Origin of the sequence: Aquimarina intermedia, from assembly GCF_008124785.1 — a bacterium.
GTDB lineage: Bacteria > Bacteroidota > Bacteroidia > Flavobacteriales > Flavobacteriaceae > Aquimarina > Aquimarina intermedia.
Genome location: NZ_VNHU01000002.1, coordinates 254,405 through 275,767, shown reverse-complemented (window position 1 = coordinate 275,767; position 21,363 = coordinate 254,405). Strand labels below are relative to the sequence as shown.

General features: G+C 37.1%; 13 protein-coding genes. 12 read left to right on the top strand and 1 reads right to left on the bottom strand.

Annotated features, from left to right (window positions below; genetic code table 11):
• Window positions 1–8 precede the first annotated feature (8 nt).
• From BD809_RS03880 to BD809_RS03825, 12 genes are all read left to right on the top strand, one after another.
• The gene (locus BD809_RS03880; RefSeq protein WP_148781634.1) at window positions 9–1,358 is read left to right on the top strand and encodes a quinol:cytochrome C oxidoreductase; all 1,350 of its coding nucleotides are present in this window, start codon (window positions 9–11) and stop codon (window positions 1,356–1,358) included.
• A 32-nt stretch (window positions 1,359–1,390) separates the two neighbouring features.
• On the top strand, window positions 1,391–2,467 hold the full coding sequence (locus BD809_RS03875) for a cytochrome c oxidase subunit II (RefSeq protein WP_148781633.1): 1,077 nt from the start codon (window positions 1,391–1,393) through the stop codon (window positions 2,465–2,467).
• 45 nt (window positions 2,468–2,512) lie between these two features.
• Window positions 2,513–4,327 carry a cytochrome c oxidase subunit I gene (locus tag BD809_RS03870; protein WP_148781632.1) on the top strand — a complete coding sequence of 605 codons (1,815 nt, stop codon included), beginning with the start codon at window positions 2,513–2,515 and terminating at the stop codon, window positions 4,325–4,327.
• 1,097 nt (window positions 4,328–5,424) lie between these two features.
• Window positions 5,425–6,447 carry a Holliday junction branch migration DNA helicase RuvB gene (gene ruvB / locus BD809_RS03865; protein ID WP_148781631.1) on the top strand — a complete coding sequence of 341 codons (1,023 nt, stop codon included), beginning with the start codon at window positions 5,425–5,427 and terminating at the stop codon, window positions 6,445–6,447.
• Between the two features lie 36 nt (window positions 6,448–6,483).
• Complete coding sequence (gene queG, locus BD809_RS03860) at window positions 6,484–7,419, top strand: tRNA epoxyqueuosine(34) reductase QueG (protein WP_148781630.1); 936 nt, start codon at window positions 6,484–6,486, stop codon at window positions 7,417–7,419.
• Between the two features lie 168 nt (window positions 7,420–7,587).
• Window positions 7,588–9,894 (top strand): NADP-dependent malic enzyme, encoded by a 2,307-nt coding sequence (locus tag BD809_RS03855; RefSeq protein ID WP_148781629.1) that lies wholly within the window; start codon window positions 7,588–7,590, stop codon window positions 9,892–9,894.
• A gap of 142 nt (window positions 9,895–10,036) precedes the next feature.
• Complete coding sequence (ruvA, locus tag BD809_RS03850) at window positions 10,037–10,618, top strand: Holliday junction branch migration protein RuvA (RefSeq protein ID WP_148781628.1); 582 nt, start codon at window positions 10,037–10,039, stop codon at window positions 10,616–10,618.
• A gap of 10 nt (window positions 10,619–10,628) precedes the next feature.
• Window positions 10,629–17,771: a T9SS outer membrane translocon Sov/SprA gene (gene sov / locus BD809_RS03845; protein ID WP_246131419.1), complete on the top strand. Its 7,143-nt coding sequence runs from the start codon at window positions 10,629–10,631 to the stop codon at window positions 17,769–17,771.
• 89 nt (window positions 17,772–17,860) lie between these two features.
• Window positions 17,861–18,241, top strand: a complete 381-nt coding sequence (gene gcvH, locus BD809_RS03840) for a glycine cleavage system protein GcvH (protein ID WP_148781627.1) — start codon at window positions 17,861–17,863, stop codon at window positions 18,239–18,241.
• Complete coding sequence (locus BD809_RS03835) at window positions 18,213–18,608, top strand: VanZ family protein (protein WP_148781626.1); 396 nt, start codon at window positions 18,213–18,215, stop codon at window positions 18,606–18,608. The genes gcvH and BD809_RS03835 overlap by 29 nt, the downstream gene beginning before the upstream one ends.
• Window positions 18,609–18,769: 161 nt before the next feature.
• Window positions 18,770–19,495 (top strand): energy transducer TonB, encoded by a 726-nt coding sequence (locus BD809_RS03830; protein ID WP_148781625.1) that lies wholly within the window; start codon window positions 18,770–18,772, stop codon window positions 19,493–19,495.
• Window positions 19,496–19,602: 107 nt separating this feature from the next.
• Window positions 19,603–20,340: an energy transducer TonB gene (locus tag BD809_RS03825; protein ID WP_148781624.1), complete on the top strand. Its 738-nt coding sequence runs from the start codon at window positions 19,603–19,605 to the stop codon at window positions 20,338–20,340.
• Between the two features lie 88 nt (window positions 20,341–20,428).
• Here BD809_RS03825 and BD809_RS03820 read toward each other — a convergent pair whose 3' ends face one another.
• A complete protein-coding gene (locus tag BD809_RS03820) occupies window positions 20,429–21,199 on the bottom strand; it encodes an MBL fold metallo-hydrolase (RefSeq protein WP_148781623.1) in 771 nt (256 codons plus the stop codon).
• Window positions 21,200–21,363 lie beyond the last annotated feature (164 nt).

The following is a 21,363-nucleotide window of genomic DNA, read 5'->3' as shown; positions in this document are numbered from 1 at the left end:
TTATAAATATGTATACGCTATCAAATAGACTAAGATTATTTTCTATCATTCTAGTTGTTGTTGGACTTATAGGGCTTGTTGCTGGATTTGCAACGACCCCAGGTTCTATAGAAGAAGTAAAGGAAATGATGGCATCACACGATGATCATGGCGCAGGTCATGGAGAAAGTGTTGCTGCCGAGAATGAGGTGCACGCAGGGAATACGATTCATGCAGAAGCACCATTAGATAAGGATGCTCATGAAGGTGATGCTCATTACGAGCATATTCTTCATCAATTGCAAAATAAGCCATGGGCTGCATTGTATATCGCTGCCTTTTTCTTCTTTATGATTGCTCTGGGAGTTCTTGCTTTTTATGCTATTCAATTTGCAGCACAAGCTGGATGGTCACCTGTTTTGTTTAGGGTGATGGAAGCGATAACTGCCTATTTAGTTCCTGGAGGACTGATTTTGTTTGTTATACTGGCTTTATCCGGTTTCCATGTAAACCATCTTTTTGTATGGGCAGATCCCGAAGTTGTAGCACATGATGCTCTAATACAGGGTAAATCAGGATGGCTTAATGGTACTGGTTTTATCATTCGTGCAGCTATTTTTATGGGTGGTTGGATTTTATACCGTCAGTTTGCTGTTAAATATTCTAGAAAGCAAGATGAAGATGCTGTAGATAACAAATGGTATAAGAAAAGTTTTAAGATATCTGCCGGCTTTTTGGTATTCTTTATTTATACCGAATCTATGATGTCATGGGATTGGATTATGAGTTTTGATCCACATTGGTTTAGTACGCTATTTGGATGGTATGTTTTTGCAGGTTTATTTGTTTCTGGTATAACGACGATCGCATTAATTACTATTTACTTGAAATCAAGAGGGTATCTAGAGTTTGTTAATAATAGCCATATACATGACTTGGCTAAATTTATGTTTGGGATTAGTATTTTCTGGACGTACCTTTGGTTCTCTCAGTTTATGTTGATTTGGTACTCAAATATACCTGAAGAGGTAACCTATTTCATAACACGAATTGAAGACTATAAACTACCATTTTTTGGTATGTTAATAATGAACTTTATATTTCCATTATTGATTCTTATGAATAGCGATTTCAAACGTCTTAACTGGTTTGTTGTAATGGCTGGAATCATGATTTTATGTGGACATTATATAGACGTGTTTAATATGGTTATGCCGGCTACGGTTGGAGAATCCTGGTTCATTGGTTTAAGTGAGATTAGTGCGGTACTGTTGTTTTTAGGATTGTTCCTATTCGTTGTCTTTGGAGCACTTACAAAAGCTCCGCTGTTGGCCAAAGGAAATCCTTATATCAAAGAAAGTAAGCACTTTCATTATTAAAAATAGAATTGTATAAAAGAAGATAGAGAAAAATGACTGTATTCTTAATTATAGTAGTTGTAGCGCTTTTTGGAATTACACTTTGGCAAATGTCCAAGATTTTCAAATTGTCTCAAGGTAAAAGAGCCGATGGTTCTCAGGTAGCAAATGATGAAGACAATAATTTACAAGGTAAATTGATGTTGGGTTTTGTTATCTTTTTATACGTACTTACCATTTATTGTTTTACACAATATCATAGTTTTTTTCTTCCGGAGTCTGCTTCAGCGCATGGTGAGGATTATGACAAGCTGATGTTGATATCAATGGTGTTGATTATGTTTGTTCAGATTATCACTCAGGGATTGTTACATTTCTTTTCTTATAAGTATCGAGGAAATAAAAATAATAAAGCGTTATTTTATGCTGATAACGATAAATTAGAATTTATTTGGACAATTATTCCTGTAATTGTTTTAGCGGGATTAATCATCTACGGGCTATTCACATGGACTGATATCATGAATATTGATGAGGAAGATGGCGATCCTTTAATAATTGAGCTGTATGCTTATCAGTTTGACTGGAGAGCAAGATACGCTGGTGAGGATAATGTTCTTGGAAAGGCAAATGTTCGTTTTATCGAAGGAGTTAACACCTTGGGTCTTGATGCGTCTGATACGTATGCTATGGATGATAAGATTACCAATGAACTACATTTACCGGTAAACAGAAAGGTTATTTTTAAAATGAGATCTCAGGATGTATTGCATTCTGCTTATATGCCATTTTTTAGAGCGCAAATGAATGTTGTTCCGGGTATGATTACGGAGTTTTCATACACACCGACCTTAACTACCGAAGAAATGCGTACAAGCGAATTTATGGTAGAAAAGGTTGCTACGATTAATAAAATTCGTAGAGAAAAAAGCAAAGCCCTTACAGCGGCTGGTGATGAAGCTTTAGAGAACTATGAGTTTGATTACTACTTATTATGTAATAAAATTTGTGGAACATCACACTACAACATGCAGATGAAGATTATTGTTGAATCTGAAGAGGATTATAATGCATGGTTGGCAACACAGACTCAGTTCAAAGAGCAAATCTCTGCACAAGCCAGTAACTAGAAAAGAAAAAGAAAAATTTATATATTTTATTAAAAAAATAGCGATATGTCAGCAATAGCAAACGTACATGATCATGGAGATGATCACGGACATCATCACAAAGAGACTTTTATTACAAAGTACATATTTAGCCAAGATCATAAAATGATCTCTAAGCAGTATTTAATCACCGGATTAATCATGGGGATTATCGGTATTGCAATGTCACTATTGTTTAGAATGCAATTAGCATGGCCGGATCATCAATTTACTATTTATGAAGTATTGCTTGGTAAATTTGGAACCGATGGAGTAATGGATCCAAGTATTTATCTAGCGTTGGTTACAATTCACGGTACGATCATGGTATTCTTTGTATTAACAGCAGGATTGAGTGGTACTTTTAGTAATTTACTTATTCCATTACAGATTGGTGCGCGTGATATGGCCTCGGGATTCCTTAACATGGTTTCTTATTGGTTATTTTTCTTAAGTAGTATTATAATGGTGCTCTCGTTATTTGCTGAGGCAGGTCCTGCATCAGCAGGTTGGACAATTTATCCACCGCTAAGTGCTTTACCACAAGCTATTGGTGGTTCTGGTACAGGAATGACGCTTTGGTTGGTTTCTATGGCTATTTTTATCGCTTCTTCTTTGTTGGGATCTCTTAATTACGTAGTTACTGTAATTAATTTACGTACGGTAGGAATGTCTATGACCAGGTTACCTTTAACGATTTGGGCATTTTTTGTGACCGCTATTATTGGTGTGGTTTCTTTCCCGGTATTGTTATCTGCTGCGTTATTACTTATAATGGACAGAAGTTTTGGAACTTCATTTTTCTTAAGTGATATTTATATTCAAGGAGAGGTTCTACATAATCAGGGAGGTTCACCGGTTCTTTTTGAACATTTATTTTGGTTTCTTGGACACCCTGAGGTATATATTGTTCTTTTACCTGCACTAGGGATTACTTCAGAAATTATTGCAACAAATGCACGTAAGCCTATTTTCGGATACCGAGCGATGGTTGCTTCCATACTAGCGATTGCATTCTTATCTACGATCGTTTGGGGTCACCATATGTTTGTGTCAGGGATGAACCCTTTCTTAGGTTCTGTATTTACATTTACAACCCTATTAATTGCGATTCCGTCGGCGGTAAAAGCGTTTAACTATATCACCACCTTATGGAAAGGTAACCTACAACTTAATCCATCCATGTTATTCTCTATAGGTTTAGTATCTACCTTTATTACTGGAGGTCTAACAGGAATCATATTAGGAGATAGTACATTGGATATCAATGTGCATGACACCTATTTTGTTGTAGCACATTTCCACTTGGTAATGGGTATCTCAGCATTATACGGTTTATTTGCCGGGGTATATCATTGGTTCCCTAAGATGTATGGTAAAATGATGAATAAAAACTTAGGATATATTCACTTTTGGGTAACTGCTATTGGAGCCTACGGTGTGTTTTTCCCTATGCATTTTATCGGTATGGCTGGACTACCAAGACGTTATTATACAAATTCTAACTTTCCATACTTTGATGATTTAGCTGATACTAATATTTTAATTACCGTTTTTGCACTTATTACAGCAGCGGCTCAATTAGTATTTCTATACAACTTTATCAGTTCTATGTTTTACGGAAAGAAAGCAGTTCAAAATCCATGGAAATCGAATACTTTGGAGTGGACAACACCAGTAGAGCATATTCATGGTAACTGGCCAGGAGCTTTACCAACTGTTTACAGATGGCCATATGACTATAGCAAGACGAAGGAAAACGGAGAATATGTAATTGCTGGACAGGATTACGTTAGTCAGATTACACCCTTGCAAGAAGACGAAGAAGAAATGCATCATTAGAATTGCATAAAATTTATACAAAAGCCTTTTCAATATCTTGAAAAGGCTTTTTCTTTTTACTCTATAGTTGCATTATCGCTTTGATGAGAACGGCTGTAGCAAATTATTTATTTGATAAGATGAAGATATATCCTATTTTAGGGTTATAAACAACTATTCTATATTGAAAATCTTTTCCCCAGCATATATTACCTGTTACCTATCGATTGTTTCCGTTTTTATAGTTGGTTTGTTTTTTGAGGGCACAGAATTGATATATGCTAAAACTCTTTCATCTCTTGCTCTCATTTGGCTCTATTTCGAACATAGACATAAAGTTAATTCTATGTACCCCTTGATCATAACTATTATAATAATAAATGACATATTGGTTCTTAGCGATTTTGATCGTTATTTTAATTTTATAGGTGTTCTTCTCCCTCTATACTATATTCTATCTTCATATCTCCTATTAAGCTATGTGTCAGTCAGCAAAATTAGGTACAAAGAGGTGTTTAGCCCGTCCGTTTTGATAGGGACATTTCTGGTTTTATATCTAACGTTTTCAATTTTTAGCTTGGTGATCGATGTCCTCAAAAACTCCATTGGATTTGCTATTTTAATAATTGCTTCTTTATTTTATTATTTAGGTTGCTGTTTCATGGTTTATATAAGAAACCAATATTCACATGGCTACTATATATTGATAGCAGCAATAGGTTGTACTATGGTTAATGCAATGCTTCCTGTTCAGGAACTTTACTACAATAATTCCTTTTTAGATGCCTTTATATATTCTACAGATGTAATAGCTATGTTATTTTATCTAAAATTCTTAATAAGGGCTCAAGGAATAAGGAAATCTGACAAGCCAGAATTTATTTAGATCTGTCAAACAGCTTAAGAAGGTAGTTTTTGGATAAACCGAATGACTTCTGATAGTTTAGCTATTAACTATGCCATAAGTGGTTTTTCAGTAGGAATAAATATACTAGACTATTGCATACGCGTTTTATGATTGATGTAGACTAAATATAGAATCAAAAGGATTTTTCTGGATTAGTGTGTTATCTTTGTTATTAGTTAAAAATAGAAGCACGTTAGAAATTTAATTATACATGAATCAAAATCTTGATCCTTCAGCTGATAACTTTTCAAAAGACGATTTAGATATCGAAAGAGCTCTGAGACCTTTGTCTTTTGGAGATTTTGCCGGACAGGATCAGGTACTTGAAAATCTGCAAATTTTTGTACAAGCGGCTAATTTGAGAGACGAAGCCTTGGATCACACCCTGTTTCACGGTCCTCCCGGTCTTGGTAAAACAACCTTAGCTCATATTTTAGCTAATGAATTAGGAGTGGGTATAAAAGTTACCTCGGGCCCTGTTTTGGATAAGCCGGGGGATTTAGCCGGACTACTAACTAATTTAGAGGGTCGTGATGTGCTTTTTATAGATGAAATTCATCGATTAAGTCCTATTGTTGAAGAATATTTATATTCTGCGATGGAGGATTATAAGATTGATATAATGATTGAGAGTGGTCCCAACGCACGCACAGTTCAAATTAACTTAAATCCATTTACACTGGTTGGAGCTACAACCAGATCCGGATTGCTTACAGCGCCTATGCGTGCTCGATTCGGTATTCAATCTCGTCTTCAATATTATACTACCGAGTTATTATCTACTATAGTGGAGCGTAGTGCACATATACTCAATGTTGCTATCACGATGGAAGCTGCCATAGAAATAGCCGGACGAAGCAGAGGTACGCCAAGAATTGCCAATGCGTTACTTCGTAGAGTTCGTGATTTTGCTCAAATCAAAGGAAATGGTAGCATTGATATAGAAATCTCCAAATTCGCTTTGAAGGCATTAAATGTGGATGCTCATGGGTTGGATGAAATGGACAACAAAATTTTGCTTACGCTCATTGATAAATTCAAAGGAGGTCCTGTTGGTATAACAACGCTTGCAACTGCTGTTAGCGAAAGTGCAGAAACTATTGAAGAAGTTTATGAGCCCTTTCTTATTCAGCAAGGTTTTATAATGAGAACCCCCAGAGGAAGGGAAGTTACAGAAGCAGCTTATAAACACCTAGGCAGAAACAAAGGAAGTGTTCAGGGCGGACTCTTTTAGATTGCCGGCAAGGCACTAATTTCTCAGTCGTTTTTCATGAATGCATCAAAAAACCAATATTCAGAGATGATCAAAGCTGAAGCAGAACGCTTGGGCTTCTTATCGTGTGGAATCAGTAAAGCTGAGTTTTTGGAAGAAGAGGCACCGCGTCTGGAAAAATGGCTCTCTGATAACATGAATGGACAAATGCAGTACATGGAGAACCATTTTGATAAGCGATTAGATCCTACGTTGCTTGTAGATGATGCAAAAAGTGTAATTTCATTATTGCTCAATTATTTTCCCTCGCATACGCAGCAAGATGCTGATGCTCCTAAAATTTCAAAATATGCCTATGGTCAGGATTATCATCACGTAATCAAGACAAAATTAAAAGAACTTACCGAGTTTATTGCAGAAAATATTGGAGAAGTTAAGGGTCGCGCTTTCGTAGATTCTGCTCCTGTGCTTGATAAAGCTTGGGCGGCAAAAAGTGGCTTAGGGTGGATTGGGAAGAATAGTAATTTGATTACCCAAAAAGTAGGTTCTTTCTATTTTATTGCAGAACTGATCGTTGACTTAGAATTAAATTATGATCACCAAACGACAGATCATTGTGGATCCTGCACAAAATGTATTGATGCATGTCCTACACAAGCAATTGTTGACCCCTATGTTGTGGATGGGAGTAAATGTATCTCATACCTCACTATTGAGTTAAAGGATGCACTGCCTAGCGAGTTTAAGGATACTATGGATAATTGGATGTTTGGTTGTGATGTGTGTCAGGATGTTTGTCCCTGGAATCGATTTTCAAAGCCTCATAGCGAGCCACTATTTAACCCCAAACCTGAGTTACTTGAAATGACAAAAAAAGACTGGGAGGAAATTACGCAGGAGGTCTTTTCTAAGGTCTTTCAAAAATCCGCAGTTAAGCGCACTAAATTTTCTGGTTTGCAACGAAATATTGAATTTTTAAAAGGAAAAACATAATCCTGTCAAAGAATAATCATTTTCATTATGACATTTCGCAGAGACTTGTACCTTTGTGAATTCCATATTAGATGGTAAAGAACTATTAGCATGCTTCGATTACAGAAAGCTTGTTAGTAGCGATGTAAAAGAGAATGCTGTACTGTCTTTTAATAAACCTTATAGACTATGAGTATTGAAAGTAAACGAAGAGAAGCCTTAATATATCACGCAAAACCAACTCCGGGCAAAATAAAAGTAGTACCTACCAAAAAATATGCAACGCAAAGAGATCTCTCATTAGCGTATTCTCCGGGAGTTGCTGAGCCTTGTTTAGAAATTGAAAAGGATGTTTCAAACGTGTATCGATACACGGCTAAAGGAAACCTTGTGGCGGTAATTTCTAATGGTACAGCAGTTTTGGGACTAGGTGATATTGGACCGGAGGCCTCAAAACCGGTAATGGAGGGTAAAGGTCTTTTATTCAAGATCTTTGCAGACATAGATGTTTTTGATATTGAGGTTGATACCAAAGATGTTGACGCATTCATTGAAACTGTAAAAAACATAGCACCCACGTTTGGTGGTATCAACTTAGAGGATATTAAGGCTCCAGAAGCTTTTGAAATAGAGAGACGTCTCAAAGAAGAGCTGGATATTCCTGTGATGCATGATGATCAGCATGGAACTGCAATTATTTCTGCAGCAGCTTTGATCAACGCTCTTGAACTTACTGATAAAAAAGTAGAAGAAGCAAAAATTGTCATTAGCGGAGCTGGAGCAGCGGCAATTTCATGTACGCGGTTATATAAAGCTTTAGGAGCAGATCCAAAAAATATTGTAATGACCGATAGCAAAGGAGTCATTCGTTCGGATCGAGATCATCTTTCTGTAGAGAAAAAAGAGTTTGCTACCTCTAGAGACTTACATTCACTGGAAGATGCTATGGTTAACGCCGATGTTTTTGTAGGTCTTTCCATGGCAAATCTGGTAACGCCGAAGATGTTGTTGTCTATGGCAAAGGATCCCATTGTTTTTGCGATGGCAAATCCGGATCCGGAGATAGATTATAACCTTGCCATTCAAACACGAGAGGATTTGATTATGGCTACCGGAAGGAGTGATAACCCTAATCAGGTGAATAATGTATTGGGTTTCCCTTTTATTTTTAGAGGAGCTTTGGATGTACGTGCCACTTCGATAAATGAAGAAATGAAAATGGCAGCGGTAAAAGCATTAGCTGCCTTGGCCAAAGAGCCCGTTCCCGAACAAGTAAATATCGCATATGGTGAGACACGTCTTAATTTTGGGCGAGATTATATCATACCGAAGCCTTTTGATCCAAGATTGATTGCCAAAGTACCTCCGGCGGTAGCTAAAGCTGCCATGGAGAGTGGAGTGGCTACTGAGCCAATATATGATTGGGAAAAGTATGAGGATGAATTGCTGGAGCGAATGGGTAACGACAACAAGCTTGTTAGACTCCTGTTGGATAGAGCAAGAACCAATCCTAAAAAAGTAGTATTTGCAGAAGCAGATCATTTAGATGTACTCAAAGCAGCGCAAACCGTGATGGAAGAAGGGATTGCTTTTCCAATACTATTAGGGCGTAAAGACATCATTTTGGAGCTTATGAGTGAGCTGGATTTTGATCCGAATGATATCACCATTATTGATCCGAAAGCAGATGAAGAAATAGAACGTAAAAATAGGTATGCAAAAAAATACTGGGAGACAAATAACCGTAAAGGAATAACCTTATATGACGCAGAAAAACTAATGCGTGAGCGTAACTACTTTGCAGCTATGATGGTGAATGAAGGAGATGCAGATGCTTTATTATCAGGATATTCACGTAGTTATCCATCGGTAGTAAAACCTATGCTAGAGCTTGTAGGTTTAGCTAAAGGAGCTACCCGAATTGCCACCATGAACGTTATGATGACCAACAAAGGACCGCTATTCATAAGTGATACCTCTATTAATATTGATCCAAGCTCAAAAGAACTGGCAAAAATTGCTCAGATGACTGCCAAAACGGTTGAAATGTTTGGAATTACTCCAGTCATGGCTATGATTTCATATGCGAATTTTGGATCTTCAAAACACCCAAATGCATCCAAAGTTAAGGAGGCGGTTTCGTACTTACATAGATATTATCCTGACTTATTAGTTGATGGAGAGTTGCAAATGGATTTTGCACTCAATAGAAAGATGCGAAAAGAAAAATTCCCATTTTCAAAACTCAATGGGAAGAAGGTGAATACGCTGGTGTTTCCAAGTCTCGATTCTGCTAACAGTACGTACAAGCTACTTAAAGAAGTAAACAACTCTGAATCCATTGGTCCCATTATGATGGGTATGCGTAAACCGGTGCATATTTTGCAATTGGGAGCGAGTGTCGAAGAAATAGTAAATATGGCTGCAGTGGCGGTGATCGATGCACAAGAAAAAGAAAAAAGAGATCGCAATCACGAACTTTTATCTAATTCATAACCGTATCTCAACAGGATGTGTAAAGTTTAGTGAGCATTGCTGTTTTTGTTATTTTTTTGTGGAGATTGACTCAATATTTGGGATTCGTCATTATTGACAATTAATTTTATTACATTTGGTTCAATAATCTTAAAACAGCCTGATGATTACACACCTGAGAGGGAAACTAGTAGAGAAAAACCCTACTGATGTCGTTATTGAATGCAATGGTGTTGGATATTTATTGCATATCTCATTACATACTTATTCACTATTGCCTGAAGGAGAAGTGCTTCAGTTATATACGCACCTTCAGGTAAAAGAAGATTCTCATACCCTTTATGGATTTTATCAAAAAGGGGAGCGTGAGATTTTTAGACTCTTGATATCCGTTTCCGGTATTGGAGCCAGTATTGCCAGAACCATGTTATCTTCTCTGCATCCGGATCAGGTTAAAGATGCTATCGCATCCAGCGATGTGGCAACTATTCAGTCAGTAAAAGGCATTGGAGCTAAAACAGCACAACGAGTTATTATTGATCTCAAAGATAAAATTCTTAAAGTTTACAATTTAGACGAAGTTTCTGTTTCACAAAGCAATACAAACAAAGATGAAGCGTTATCAGCTTTAGAAACCCTAGGATTTAATAGAAAACTTGCCGAAAAAGCAGTAGACCGTGTACTCAAAGAAGCCCCACAAGAAACAGTTGAAAATATCATTAAGCAAGCTTTGAAAAAATTATAAAACATTGAGTGTGTTTAAGAATCTACATTTTAGTTTTTTAAGAAGGTTTGTTTGGATAATAGCTATATATGCGGGAGTAATTTTTGGGCAAGAAACTGAAACGGTACGAGATTCTACTAGTACTACCTTTTCTCTTGGTCGTATCGCATTAGATGATCCCAACAGCATTGTTTCCAAATATGAATACGATCCGGTAACTAATCGCTATATATATAGAGAGATGCTTGGTCAGTTTAATGTGCGTTATCCTCGGTTCTTAACTCCAGATGAGTATGAAGCTTTAGTAAACGAAGAACAGCGAAGACTATACTTTAGAGATAAGATAGACGCCTTCAGTGGCAGAAAGGAAGGCAGTGAAGAAAAGAGAAAAAATTTACTTCCTGTTTTTTATGTCAACTCTAATTTTTTCGAATCAATTTTTGGAGGAAATGAGATTGAAATCATTCCGCAAGGATCGGTAGAAATGGATTTAGGTATGCTTTATACCAAACAAGATAACCCTGCATTTTCTCCACGCAATAGAAGTAATTTCACATTTGATTTTGATCAGCGAATAAGTCTTAGCTTGTTGGGTAAGATAGGAACACGGCTCCAGATAACGGCTAATTATGATACTGAATCCACTTTTGATTTTCAGAATCAGCTAAAACTAGAATATACTCCGACCGAAGATGACATTATTCAAAGTATAGAAGTCGGTAATGTAAGTATGCCCTTGAATAGTTCGCTTATACAAGGAGCACAAAGCCTTTTTGGTGTCAAAATGGGCTTGCAATTCGGGAAGACGACAATCACAGGAGTTTTCTCAGAACAACGCTCTGAAACAAGATCTGTAAATGTTGAAGGTGGCGGAACTGTTGAGGATTTTGAGTTTTTTGCGTTGGACTATGATGAAAATAGACATTTTTTTCTAGCTCATTATTTTAGGGATACCTACGATCAGTCCTTGCGTAACTATCCGTTCATCAATAGTAATGTACAAATTACACGTACCGAAGTATGGATAACAAATAGAGCTACAAGTTCACAAAACATTTCAAATGCTCGAAACATCGTAGCACTCGAAGATTTGGGAGAAGGCCCGGCTCAGGGTAATTCGACGATCCCATCATCTCTTTTTAATACCGCGCCGGGAGCATATCCGGATAACACCAACAATGATCTAAATCCATTAACTATAAGTGGGAGCGGTCCCGTCACTCCTGCGATAAGACAAACTGCTACAGTAAATCAGAGTTTTATAGGTCCGATCTCAGGTTTTCAAGAAGGGTTTGATTTTGTTACTTTAGAAAACGCAAGGCAATTGAGTCCGAATGAGTATACGGTGCATCCACAATTAGGATATATTTCATTAAATCAACGACTCAATAATGATGAAGTATTAGCAATTGCTTTTCAATATACAGTCGGAAATAAGGTGTATCAGGTAGGTGAATTTGCTAATGGTGGCGGAATAGAAGCTACGGTAGGAGAAAATACCGACGCTTCGAATGATGCGGGTTCCAGTCAGAATTTGGTGGTAAAAATGCTTAAGAGCTCCATTGTCAATATCAATCGTCCCATTTGGGATTTAATGATGAAGAATATTTATAGCACAGGAGCCTTTCGTTTGGAACAGAATGATTTCAGGATGAATATCCTCTATACCAGTCCGTCACCGGTCAACTTTATACGACCCGTAGAAGGGACTACACTACCTGATGATGTGGCACAGACAACGCTACTTAAAGTATTTAACCTGGATCGTCTCAATCCAAATAATGACCCGGTAGCAGGAGGGGATGGATTTTTTGATTACGTACCGGGGATTACTGTGGATACTGAAAATGGCCGAATCGTTTTTACCACGGTAGAACCTTTTGGATCTCATTTATTTGATAAGTTAGAAAATGGAGGGTCAACTTCAAATTATAGTAATCCAGATAGCTATAATCCCAACCAGAAACAGTACGTTTTTAGAGAATTATATACACAAACGAAGGTAATTGCAGAACAACAAGCTGCCAACAAAAATTATTTTCAATTAAAAGGAAGTTATAAATCTTCAGGGCAAGGTGGGATTCCTTTAGGAGCTTTTAATGTTCCGCAGGGTTCCGTGACGGTAACTGCCGGAGGTAGAGTCCTGCAAGAGGGTGTGGACTACACTGTAAATTATCAGTTGGGGCGTGTTAATATTCTGGATGAAGCCTTACTGGCTTCAAATACACCTATTCAGGTTTCTACAGAAAACAATGCAGTATTCGGACAGCAAACAAAGCGTTTTACAGGATTGAATATAGAACATAAATTTAGTGACGAATTATTGATTGGTGGTACCTATCTCAATTTAAATGAACGTCCTATTACCCAGAAATCCAGTTATAGTTATGAGCCTATAAATAACACAATTTTGGGCTTTAATTTCAACTACGCTACCGAAGTTCCTTTTTTGACGAGAATGGTCAATAAGTTGCCAAATATTGATACAGACGTACCATCTAATGTTTCTATTCGAGGTGAGGGAGCCTATTTGATAGCTGGTGCGCCAAAAGGGGCTGATTTTGATGGTAAGGTTACTACCTATATCGATGATTTTGAAGGAGCACAGACTATGATTGATGTTTCTTCGCCAATCTCCTGGGAGCTATCCAGTGTTCCCTTAGGCTTTGAGAACAATCCAATAAACCCGGCCAATCCGAGCGAGGTGTTGGCAACAGGCTACAAAAGATCAAAACTGGCTTGGTATACTATTGATCCGATTTTTTATAGTAGTGGTCGACCTAGCGGAATCTCGGATCAGGATCTGGCTTCTAATGCGACACGTCGAGTATTCAATAATGAAATTTTTCCCGAGACCGATATAGTACAGGGTCAAACTCTCGCGCTATTTACCTTAGATTTACAATATAATCCAACGATACGAGGCCCTTATAACTTTAATCCGGCCTACGCACCAAACAGTACAAGTGCGCAGCCCGATCCAAAAGAAAATTTTGGAGGTATTACAAGACAGCTCACCTCTACCAATTTTGAACAATCCAATGTTGAATTCATTGAATTCTGGTTGATGGATCCTTTTATCGATGATGAAACAAATCCAGGAGGAACGATTGTTTTTAACCTAGGTAATATTAGTGAAGATGTGTTAGCAGATGGTCGTAAACAATACGAAAACGGACTTCCTTCAGACGATTTGGATAACGCCACAGTAGCTACAGACTATGGGCGTGTTCCTGTAAATCAATCATTGATCTATGCCTTTGATAGTGAAGGTCAGGCACGAGTGAATCAGGATGTTGGATTTGATGGATTAGGAGATTCTGATGAGAAATCCAAAGAGGAGTTTAGCGATTATAGTAGCTTATCTGATCCTGCGGGAGATAATTACACCTATTTTTTACAAGCCGAAGGCGGAATTTTAGAGCGTTACCTGGATTATAATGGGGTTGAGGGGAACTCTCCTACAGAAGTTACGAATGATAATCGTGGGAATACCACCTTTCCTACCGCCGAGGATATTAATCGTGATAATACCATGAACACGATTAATAGTTATTATCAATATGAAATTCCGATTTTCCCGGGGATGGATATTGGTGCTGATAATAACACGGGTTTTATCACAGATGTCCGGGAGGGAGAAGTTGAGGTGTTAAATGGACAGCGCTTACGAACACGATGGGTGCGTTTTAAAGTTCCTATTTATGAACCAACGCAAGCATTTAATATTAGTGATTTCAGATCCATTCGCTTTATGCGCTTGTTTTTAACTGATTTTGAACAAGAAACGATCTTACGTTTTGGAACCTTAGACCTGGTTCGCGGTGATTACAGACGTTACGTGCAAATAGGAAATACGACCAATGATCCCACCAGCGGATTAAACGTTTTTGGGGATAGCGAAATAATTGTAACGTCAGTTAGCCAGGAACAAACCGTTAATTATACAACGCCTCCGGGGGTTGAGCGCGAAGAGTTGTTAAATAATAATACAACCATACGAGAAGACGAACAGGCCTTAGCGTTAACTGTAAATGGATTGCAGAATAACGACGCACGTGGGGTTTACAAGAATTTTAATGTTGACATGCGTCAGTATGAAAATCTGGAGATGTTCTTGCATGCAGAAAATGTTCCCGGTAACGCAACACTCGATGATGGTGATTTAACTGCTTTTATACGAATGGGGAATGATTTTACAGATAACTTCTATCAAATAGAACTTCCTTTACAAGTATCCTCGCGCAGTGACAACACTCCTAATGGGGTATGGCCAGAGGCTAATAGACTCAATTTACCATTATCCGCATTACAGGACATCAAAGCTAGAGTTTTTGCCAATGGTAGTGGCTTTCAGAATAATCAGCTCAATATTTTTGATGTAGAAGGCACGAATTTAAAAGCGGGAATCAAAGGAAATCCGAGTTTTGGAAACATACGTGTGATGATGGTGGGGATTAAGAATCAAAGCGGACAGACTCAATCCGGAACGGTTTGGTTTAATGAAATGCGTTTGAGTGACCTTAAAAACCAAGGTGGTTGGGCAGCAGTTGGTAGTATGGATGCAAACATTGCTGATTTTGCTACACTAAGTGCATCCGGTAAGATAAGTACTATAGGTTTTGGAAGTATTGAGCAAGGACCTAATGAGCGTAGTCGCGAAGATCATAAACAATATGATTTAACTACTAACATCAACGTAGGACAGCTATTGCCTAAAAAATGGGGTATTCAAGTACCGTTTAATTATAGTCGAGGAGAAGAGTTAATTACACCTCAATTTGATAACTTTTTTGAAGATCTGGAGTTAGAATCCAATTTGGATAATGCTGTATCTGATCAAGCCCGTGATTCCATTCTCAATGTCAATACAAATTATACCAAAAGACAAAGTTTTAGTGTTATTGGTTTACGTAAAGAACGTACCGGTGATGCTAAACCCATGCCCTATGATGTGGAAAACTTGGCATTTTCAGGAACTTACAATCAAACAGACCATCGTGATTACGAGATTGAAAGGTCAATAGATCAAAATGTACGAGTAGGTGGAACCTATGATTTTAGTTTTCAGCCAAAAGAAATTACACCCCTCAAACAAGTGAAATTTCTAGGGAAAAGTAAGTATTTTGATTTGTTAAAAGACTTCAACTTAAATTTACTACCCACAAGTATTTCAGTCAATTCTAATATAAACCGTCAGTACAACAAACAAACTTTCCGCGATATTACATTGACAGCAGAGAGTATAGGGATAGATCCGCTGTATCAACGTAATTATTTGTTCGATTGGCAGTATGGTATCAATCATAACCTTACAAAATCACTCAATTTTAGTTTTACTTCGGCAAATAATCGGATTGTAAAAAACTTTATTGACGAAGAAACTAATGCTGTAGATAACTCTGTAGGCCTTTGGAGCGGATTTTTGGATATAGGAGACCCGAATACGCATAGTCAGCAGTTACAGGTCAATTATGAAATACCATTAAACAAACTTCCAATTTTTAAGTTTCTAAGAACCACCTATTCTTATACCGGAGATTTTCAATGGACCAAGGGCAGTGAAGTGTTTAATTCTTTGGATAATATTCCTGACTTAGGGAATTCCATTCAAAATGCTAATGTACATACCGTAAATGGATCCCTAGATATGCGATCTTTTTATAAGTACGTCGGGCTTACAAAGGTGAAGTCTAATAGGAAAAAGACAAAAAACAAAAAGAAATCTGAACAGGCAGCAACCGTTTTGAATCCTAAGGAAAAACCTAAGAAGCGTAAGTTAAGTGTTGGGAATAAGGCATATAATACATTGATAGGCTTAGTGACGGCTGTTCGAAAAATCAACGTGAATTATCAACAAGATAATGGTATATTTTTGCCCGGATATTTGAGAGAACCGGGGTTTGCAGGTACTTTGAAACCTACAGTAGGCTTTACCTTTGGTAGCCAATCAGAGATACGGGATCTGGCTGCACGCAATGGATGGCTGACATTGTATCAGGAATTCAATCAACAATATAGAGAAGTAGAGGGAAGAGAATTTAATGTTCAGGCAACTGTAGACTTGGCTAAGGACTTAAAAATAGATATCAGTGCTAGACGTAATTATTCTGAAACCTATAGTGAGAATTTTCGTGTAGATGTGAATGAAGATTTGGAATACAAATCTTTAGCCCCAAATACATTTGGTAATTTTACAATTTCAACTTTACTGATTAAAACCGCTTTTAACAAGAGTGATCAATTTACTTCAGAGTCTTTTGATGAATTTAGAAGTAATCGCAGGATCATAGCAGAACGTTTGGCGCGGGATCATTATCAAGGACAAAACATACCGAGAGAGCCAGAGGAGGAAGCAGAGGCTGATGGCTATCGTTATCCTGCCGGATTTGGAAAAACAAATCAAGCAGTATTATTGCCGGCTTTTTTAGCAGCCTATGCAGGAACAGACGCTAACGAAGTTCAAAAAGGTGCCTTTAGAGATACGCCATTACCTAACTGGGATATTAAATATACCGGATTAATGAACTTAAAGTGGTTCAAAAAAAGATTTAAGCGCTTTTCATTAACGCATGGCTATAGGGCAAATTATACTATAAATCAGTTTCAGACCAACTTGGATTATAATGCGGGTGCGCCCGAAGAAACAGATCAATCCGGAAACTTCAAAAACCCCGAATTATATGCAAACGTAAATTTAACAGAGCAATTTAGTCCTTTGATGCGGTTTGACATGGAAATGCGAAATTCGATTAAAATTTTGGCCGAATGGAAAAAGGATCGTGCACTATCCTTGAGTTTTGACAATAATTTATTGACAGAAATACGAGGGAATGAATATATTATTGGACTTGGATATCGATTAAGTGATTTAACTTTTACTACGCGTATTGCAGGGCGAAAACAAGTCATTAAAAGTGACCTTAATTTTAGAGCGGATTTATCGCTGCGACAAAATGAAACGATTATCAGATATTTGGATGTTAATAATACGCAGGTAACAGCCGGACAAGATATTTATGGAATAAAATTCACCACGGATTATGCGCTGAGTAAGAATTTGACCGCTTTGTTCTTTTATGATCATACCTTTTCAAAATACTCCATATCTACAGCATTTCCACAAACAACGATACGAGGTGGGTTTACCCTGCGATATAATTTTGGTAACTAACATCTTTTTCTCAGTACTTTTTTATTTTTTTAAAGAAATTACAATTATTTTCGTCCAGAAATACTAATTACATAAAAAACTATACTAGAATGAATATTCCTTCCGAATTAAAGTACACAAAAGATCACGAATGGATCAAAATAGAAAATGATGTAGCTACGGTAGGTATTACTGATTTTGCTCAAAGTGAATTAGGTGATATCGTCTATGTAGAAGTAGAGACTGTTGGGGAGACATTGGATCAAGAGGAAGTTTTTGGAACAGTAGAGGCTGTAAAAACTGTATCCGATTTATTTTTACCTCTTTCTGGTGAAATTATAGAGTTTAATGATGCATTAGAAAGCGATCCTGAGACTGTGAATAGTGATCCTTATGGCGCTGGTTGGATGGTTAAAATAAAAATATCCGATACCTCGCAAGTTGATGGTTTAATGACTGCAGATGCGTATAAAGAACTTGTTGGGGCATAAGAACCTTAGTTTTTTAGCTGCTGCAGCTACATTGGTGTTAACATACCTATCGCTAGGTAATATTAGCGCCCCAATGATGACTGTCTCGAATAGCGATAAAATTGCACATAGTATTGCTTATTTTGTTTTTACTTGGATATGGTTTGTGTTTTTTTATTTTTCAGAGAAATTTCAATTGAGCTTTGTTAAAAGTCTGTTGTACGCTTCAGTGCTTTGTTTTGTATATGGAGTTTTGATGGAAGTGTCTCAAGGAGTGTTTACAACCTACAGATACGTGGAGCTATTTGATATTGTAGCTAACACCAGTGGCATTGTTATTGCGGTTATATTTATAAGAATATTGAAGAATACGTTGGTAAGAATTTAATTGTATCACGTGCTGATTTGGAAGTGTATACGGTTTAGTGAATGTTTTAACGAGCTATCCGTAAATGTTAAAAATTTTAATTTTTGCATGACAAACGTCTTAGGACTTGGAAAAGTTAAAAGAATTTAGCTATTTTAGCAACCCTATAATAATATTGTAATATGGAACCGAAGAAAAATCCTAAAGCAGATTTAACCAGAAGAAGTACGTTGTTTTTACAACTAGGTCTTATTTTGGTGCTTTTCATTACCTGGCAAGGTATAGAGTGGAAGACGTATGATAAAAGTAACATCGATATAGGTCAGGTTGACATGGATCAGCTTGAAGAGGAGGATGTGCCAATTACTCAAGATATGAGTGTGCCACCACCGCCACCACCGCCGCCACCAGCGCCAGAGATTATTGATGTTGTAGAGGATGAAGAAGAGGTGGAAGAAACTATAATTGAATCTACTGAAACGAATCAGGAAGAAGAAATTGTAGAAGTAGAAGAAGTTGTTGATGTTGAAGAGGATGAGGTGATAGCAGATGTTCCTTTTGCCGTAATTGAAAATGTTCCTGTTTTTCCTGGCTGTGAAGGCGAAAGTGGAAACAACGCTAAGAAGAAATGTATGAGTGATAAAGTGAAAACCTTTATTAACCGTAAATTTAATACAGATCTTGGTAGTGAATTAGGACTTTCTGGTGTAAACAGAATCTATGTACGTTTTAAGATTGATAAATCAGGAAATATCGTAGGTGTTCAGGCACGTGGGCCGCACCCGAGACTTGAAAAAGAAGCACAACGTGTGGTAAATATGTTACCGAAGATGACTCCTGGTAAGCAGCGAGGTAAATCGGTAGGTGTATTATACTCACTTCCTATAGTATTCCAGGTTCAGGATTAAGAAAAAATTTTTATATATTGAAGATCCCGTCACAATTTTGTAGACGGGATTTTTTTTGTGGTATGCTTATTGGTAAAGCTTTTGTATAAGTGTTAAAATTTTATATTATGAGCAACAAAAAAGAAGTAAATATCAGAATAAATTCACTTTTTAACTTTCAGATCGGACTTATCGCAAGTCTCTTATTTACGTATTTAATGTTCGAAATGTATGCTGCTGTTCCGGTTATACCATCAGAAACTGCATCCTATACAAGAGAAGAACCTTCAACAGAATGGAATTCGATTGCATTCAAGGTGTATAAGCAGCCGGAACCTGCGAAAAATTTAATAAAGCGTGCTATCTCAATTGATCCACAAAAATTTAAGGTAATTGATGATAAACAGGTGGTGAGTACTGTGGAGAAAGAATTTATAAATGAACCCGCGACGACTCAGCCGCTTACTTCTGCAATGCTTCCAGATGAACCCGATAATGAACCTGAAAGTTTTCCTTTTATTAAAGTGGAGGCTGTTCCTGTTTTTCCCGGATGCGAAACACTTTTAAGCAATGAAGAAAAAGGTAGTTGTTTTTCTGAAAAAATAGGTAAAATTATTTCCCGGAAATTTGACACCAGTATTGGAGAAAAATATGGTTTAAAGGGTGTGCAAAGAATTTATACTCAATTTGAAGTTGGTAAAGATGGAGTGGTTAAGAATGTGCTAATACGTGCGCCACATCCAAAACTTGAAAAGGAGGCTAGGCGTATTATCAAGCTCTTACCTAAAATGACTCCGGGCAGACAACGAGGTATTCCTGTTAGCGTAAACTATCAAATACCGATAGTTTTTAAAGTACATATGTAATCTTATCAGAAGAAAGTTTGATGGGCTAAGTGTATTATATAATATACTCAAATGGTCACTTGGCTCATCTACCTAATCATGATCCGCTTTAGTTTTCTGAATGCAGGCTGTTGTATATGGTAGTTCTAATCCGTTCTGAATTAATGAAACCATCACCATATCCTTTTGCGTCATATTTTGCTGTTATAGAAGTGTCCTTAATAATCTGTTCTTGTGTTTTTCCTGTTTTAATCTCTTTTCGAATCTTGCTGGACAAAACCTTAAGCATATCTAAAAAAGTTTCTAAGTCTTTTTTCTGTGCTAACTTACCGTGACCGGGAATTATTTTTGTGTAATCATTAATTAATAATAGAGCCCTTTCGGAGGCTTTTATATATCCCTTGATAGTTCCACCTGATTTCAAATCAATGTATGGGTATTTGCCATTAAAAAACGTGTCACCCATATGTAAAACATTGCCTTTTGTAAAATATACTAGCGCATCGCCATCGGTATGTGCTTGATCTACGTGATAAACTTGTATTGCCTCTTTATCAAAGTAAAGCTGAAGCCCTTGGTCAAATGTAATTATGGGAAGTACGAGAGGTGTATTCAGTTGCTTTTCTTGTTGAGCGCTTTGCAATCTTGTGCGAACATTCTTTTGTGCAAAAATTGTTGCTCCTTGACGGGTCATGTTTTCATTGCCGCCGGTATGATCACGTTGAAAATGAGTGTTGACCACCATGGTTACGGGTTGATTGCTAATTGATTTCAGAGAACGCAGAATTTTTTCTGATAATCGCGCAAATTGATTATCTATAATAAATAAACCTTTTTCGTCGTTTAGGACGCCAATGTTACCTTCCTGACCGGTAATCATATATATGTTTTGTGCTAAAGAGTCGATTTTGATAATGACTTCTTTCTCTTGCGCATTCAAAAGAACAGTGCAAGCGAATAAGCTAATAAATTATAGAGACTTCATTACGTATTGCTTTATGAGAATTATGTATTGATTTTGAAGATACTAAAATTAAAAATCAG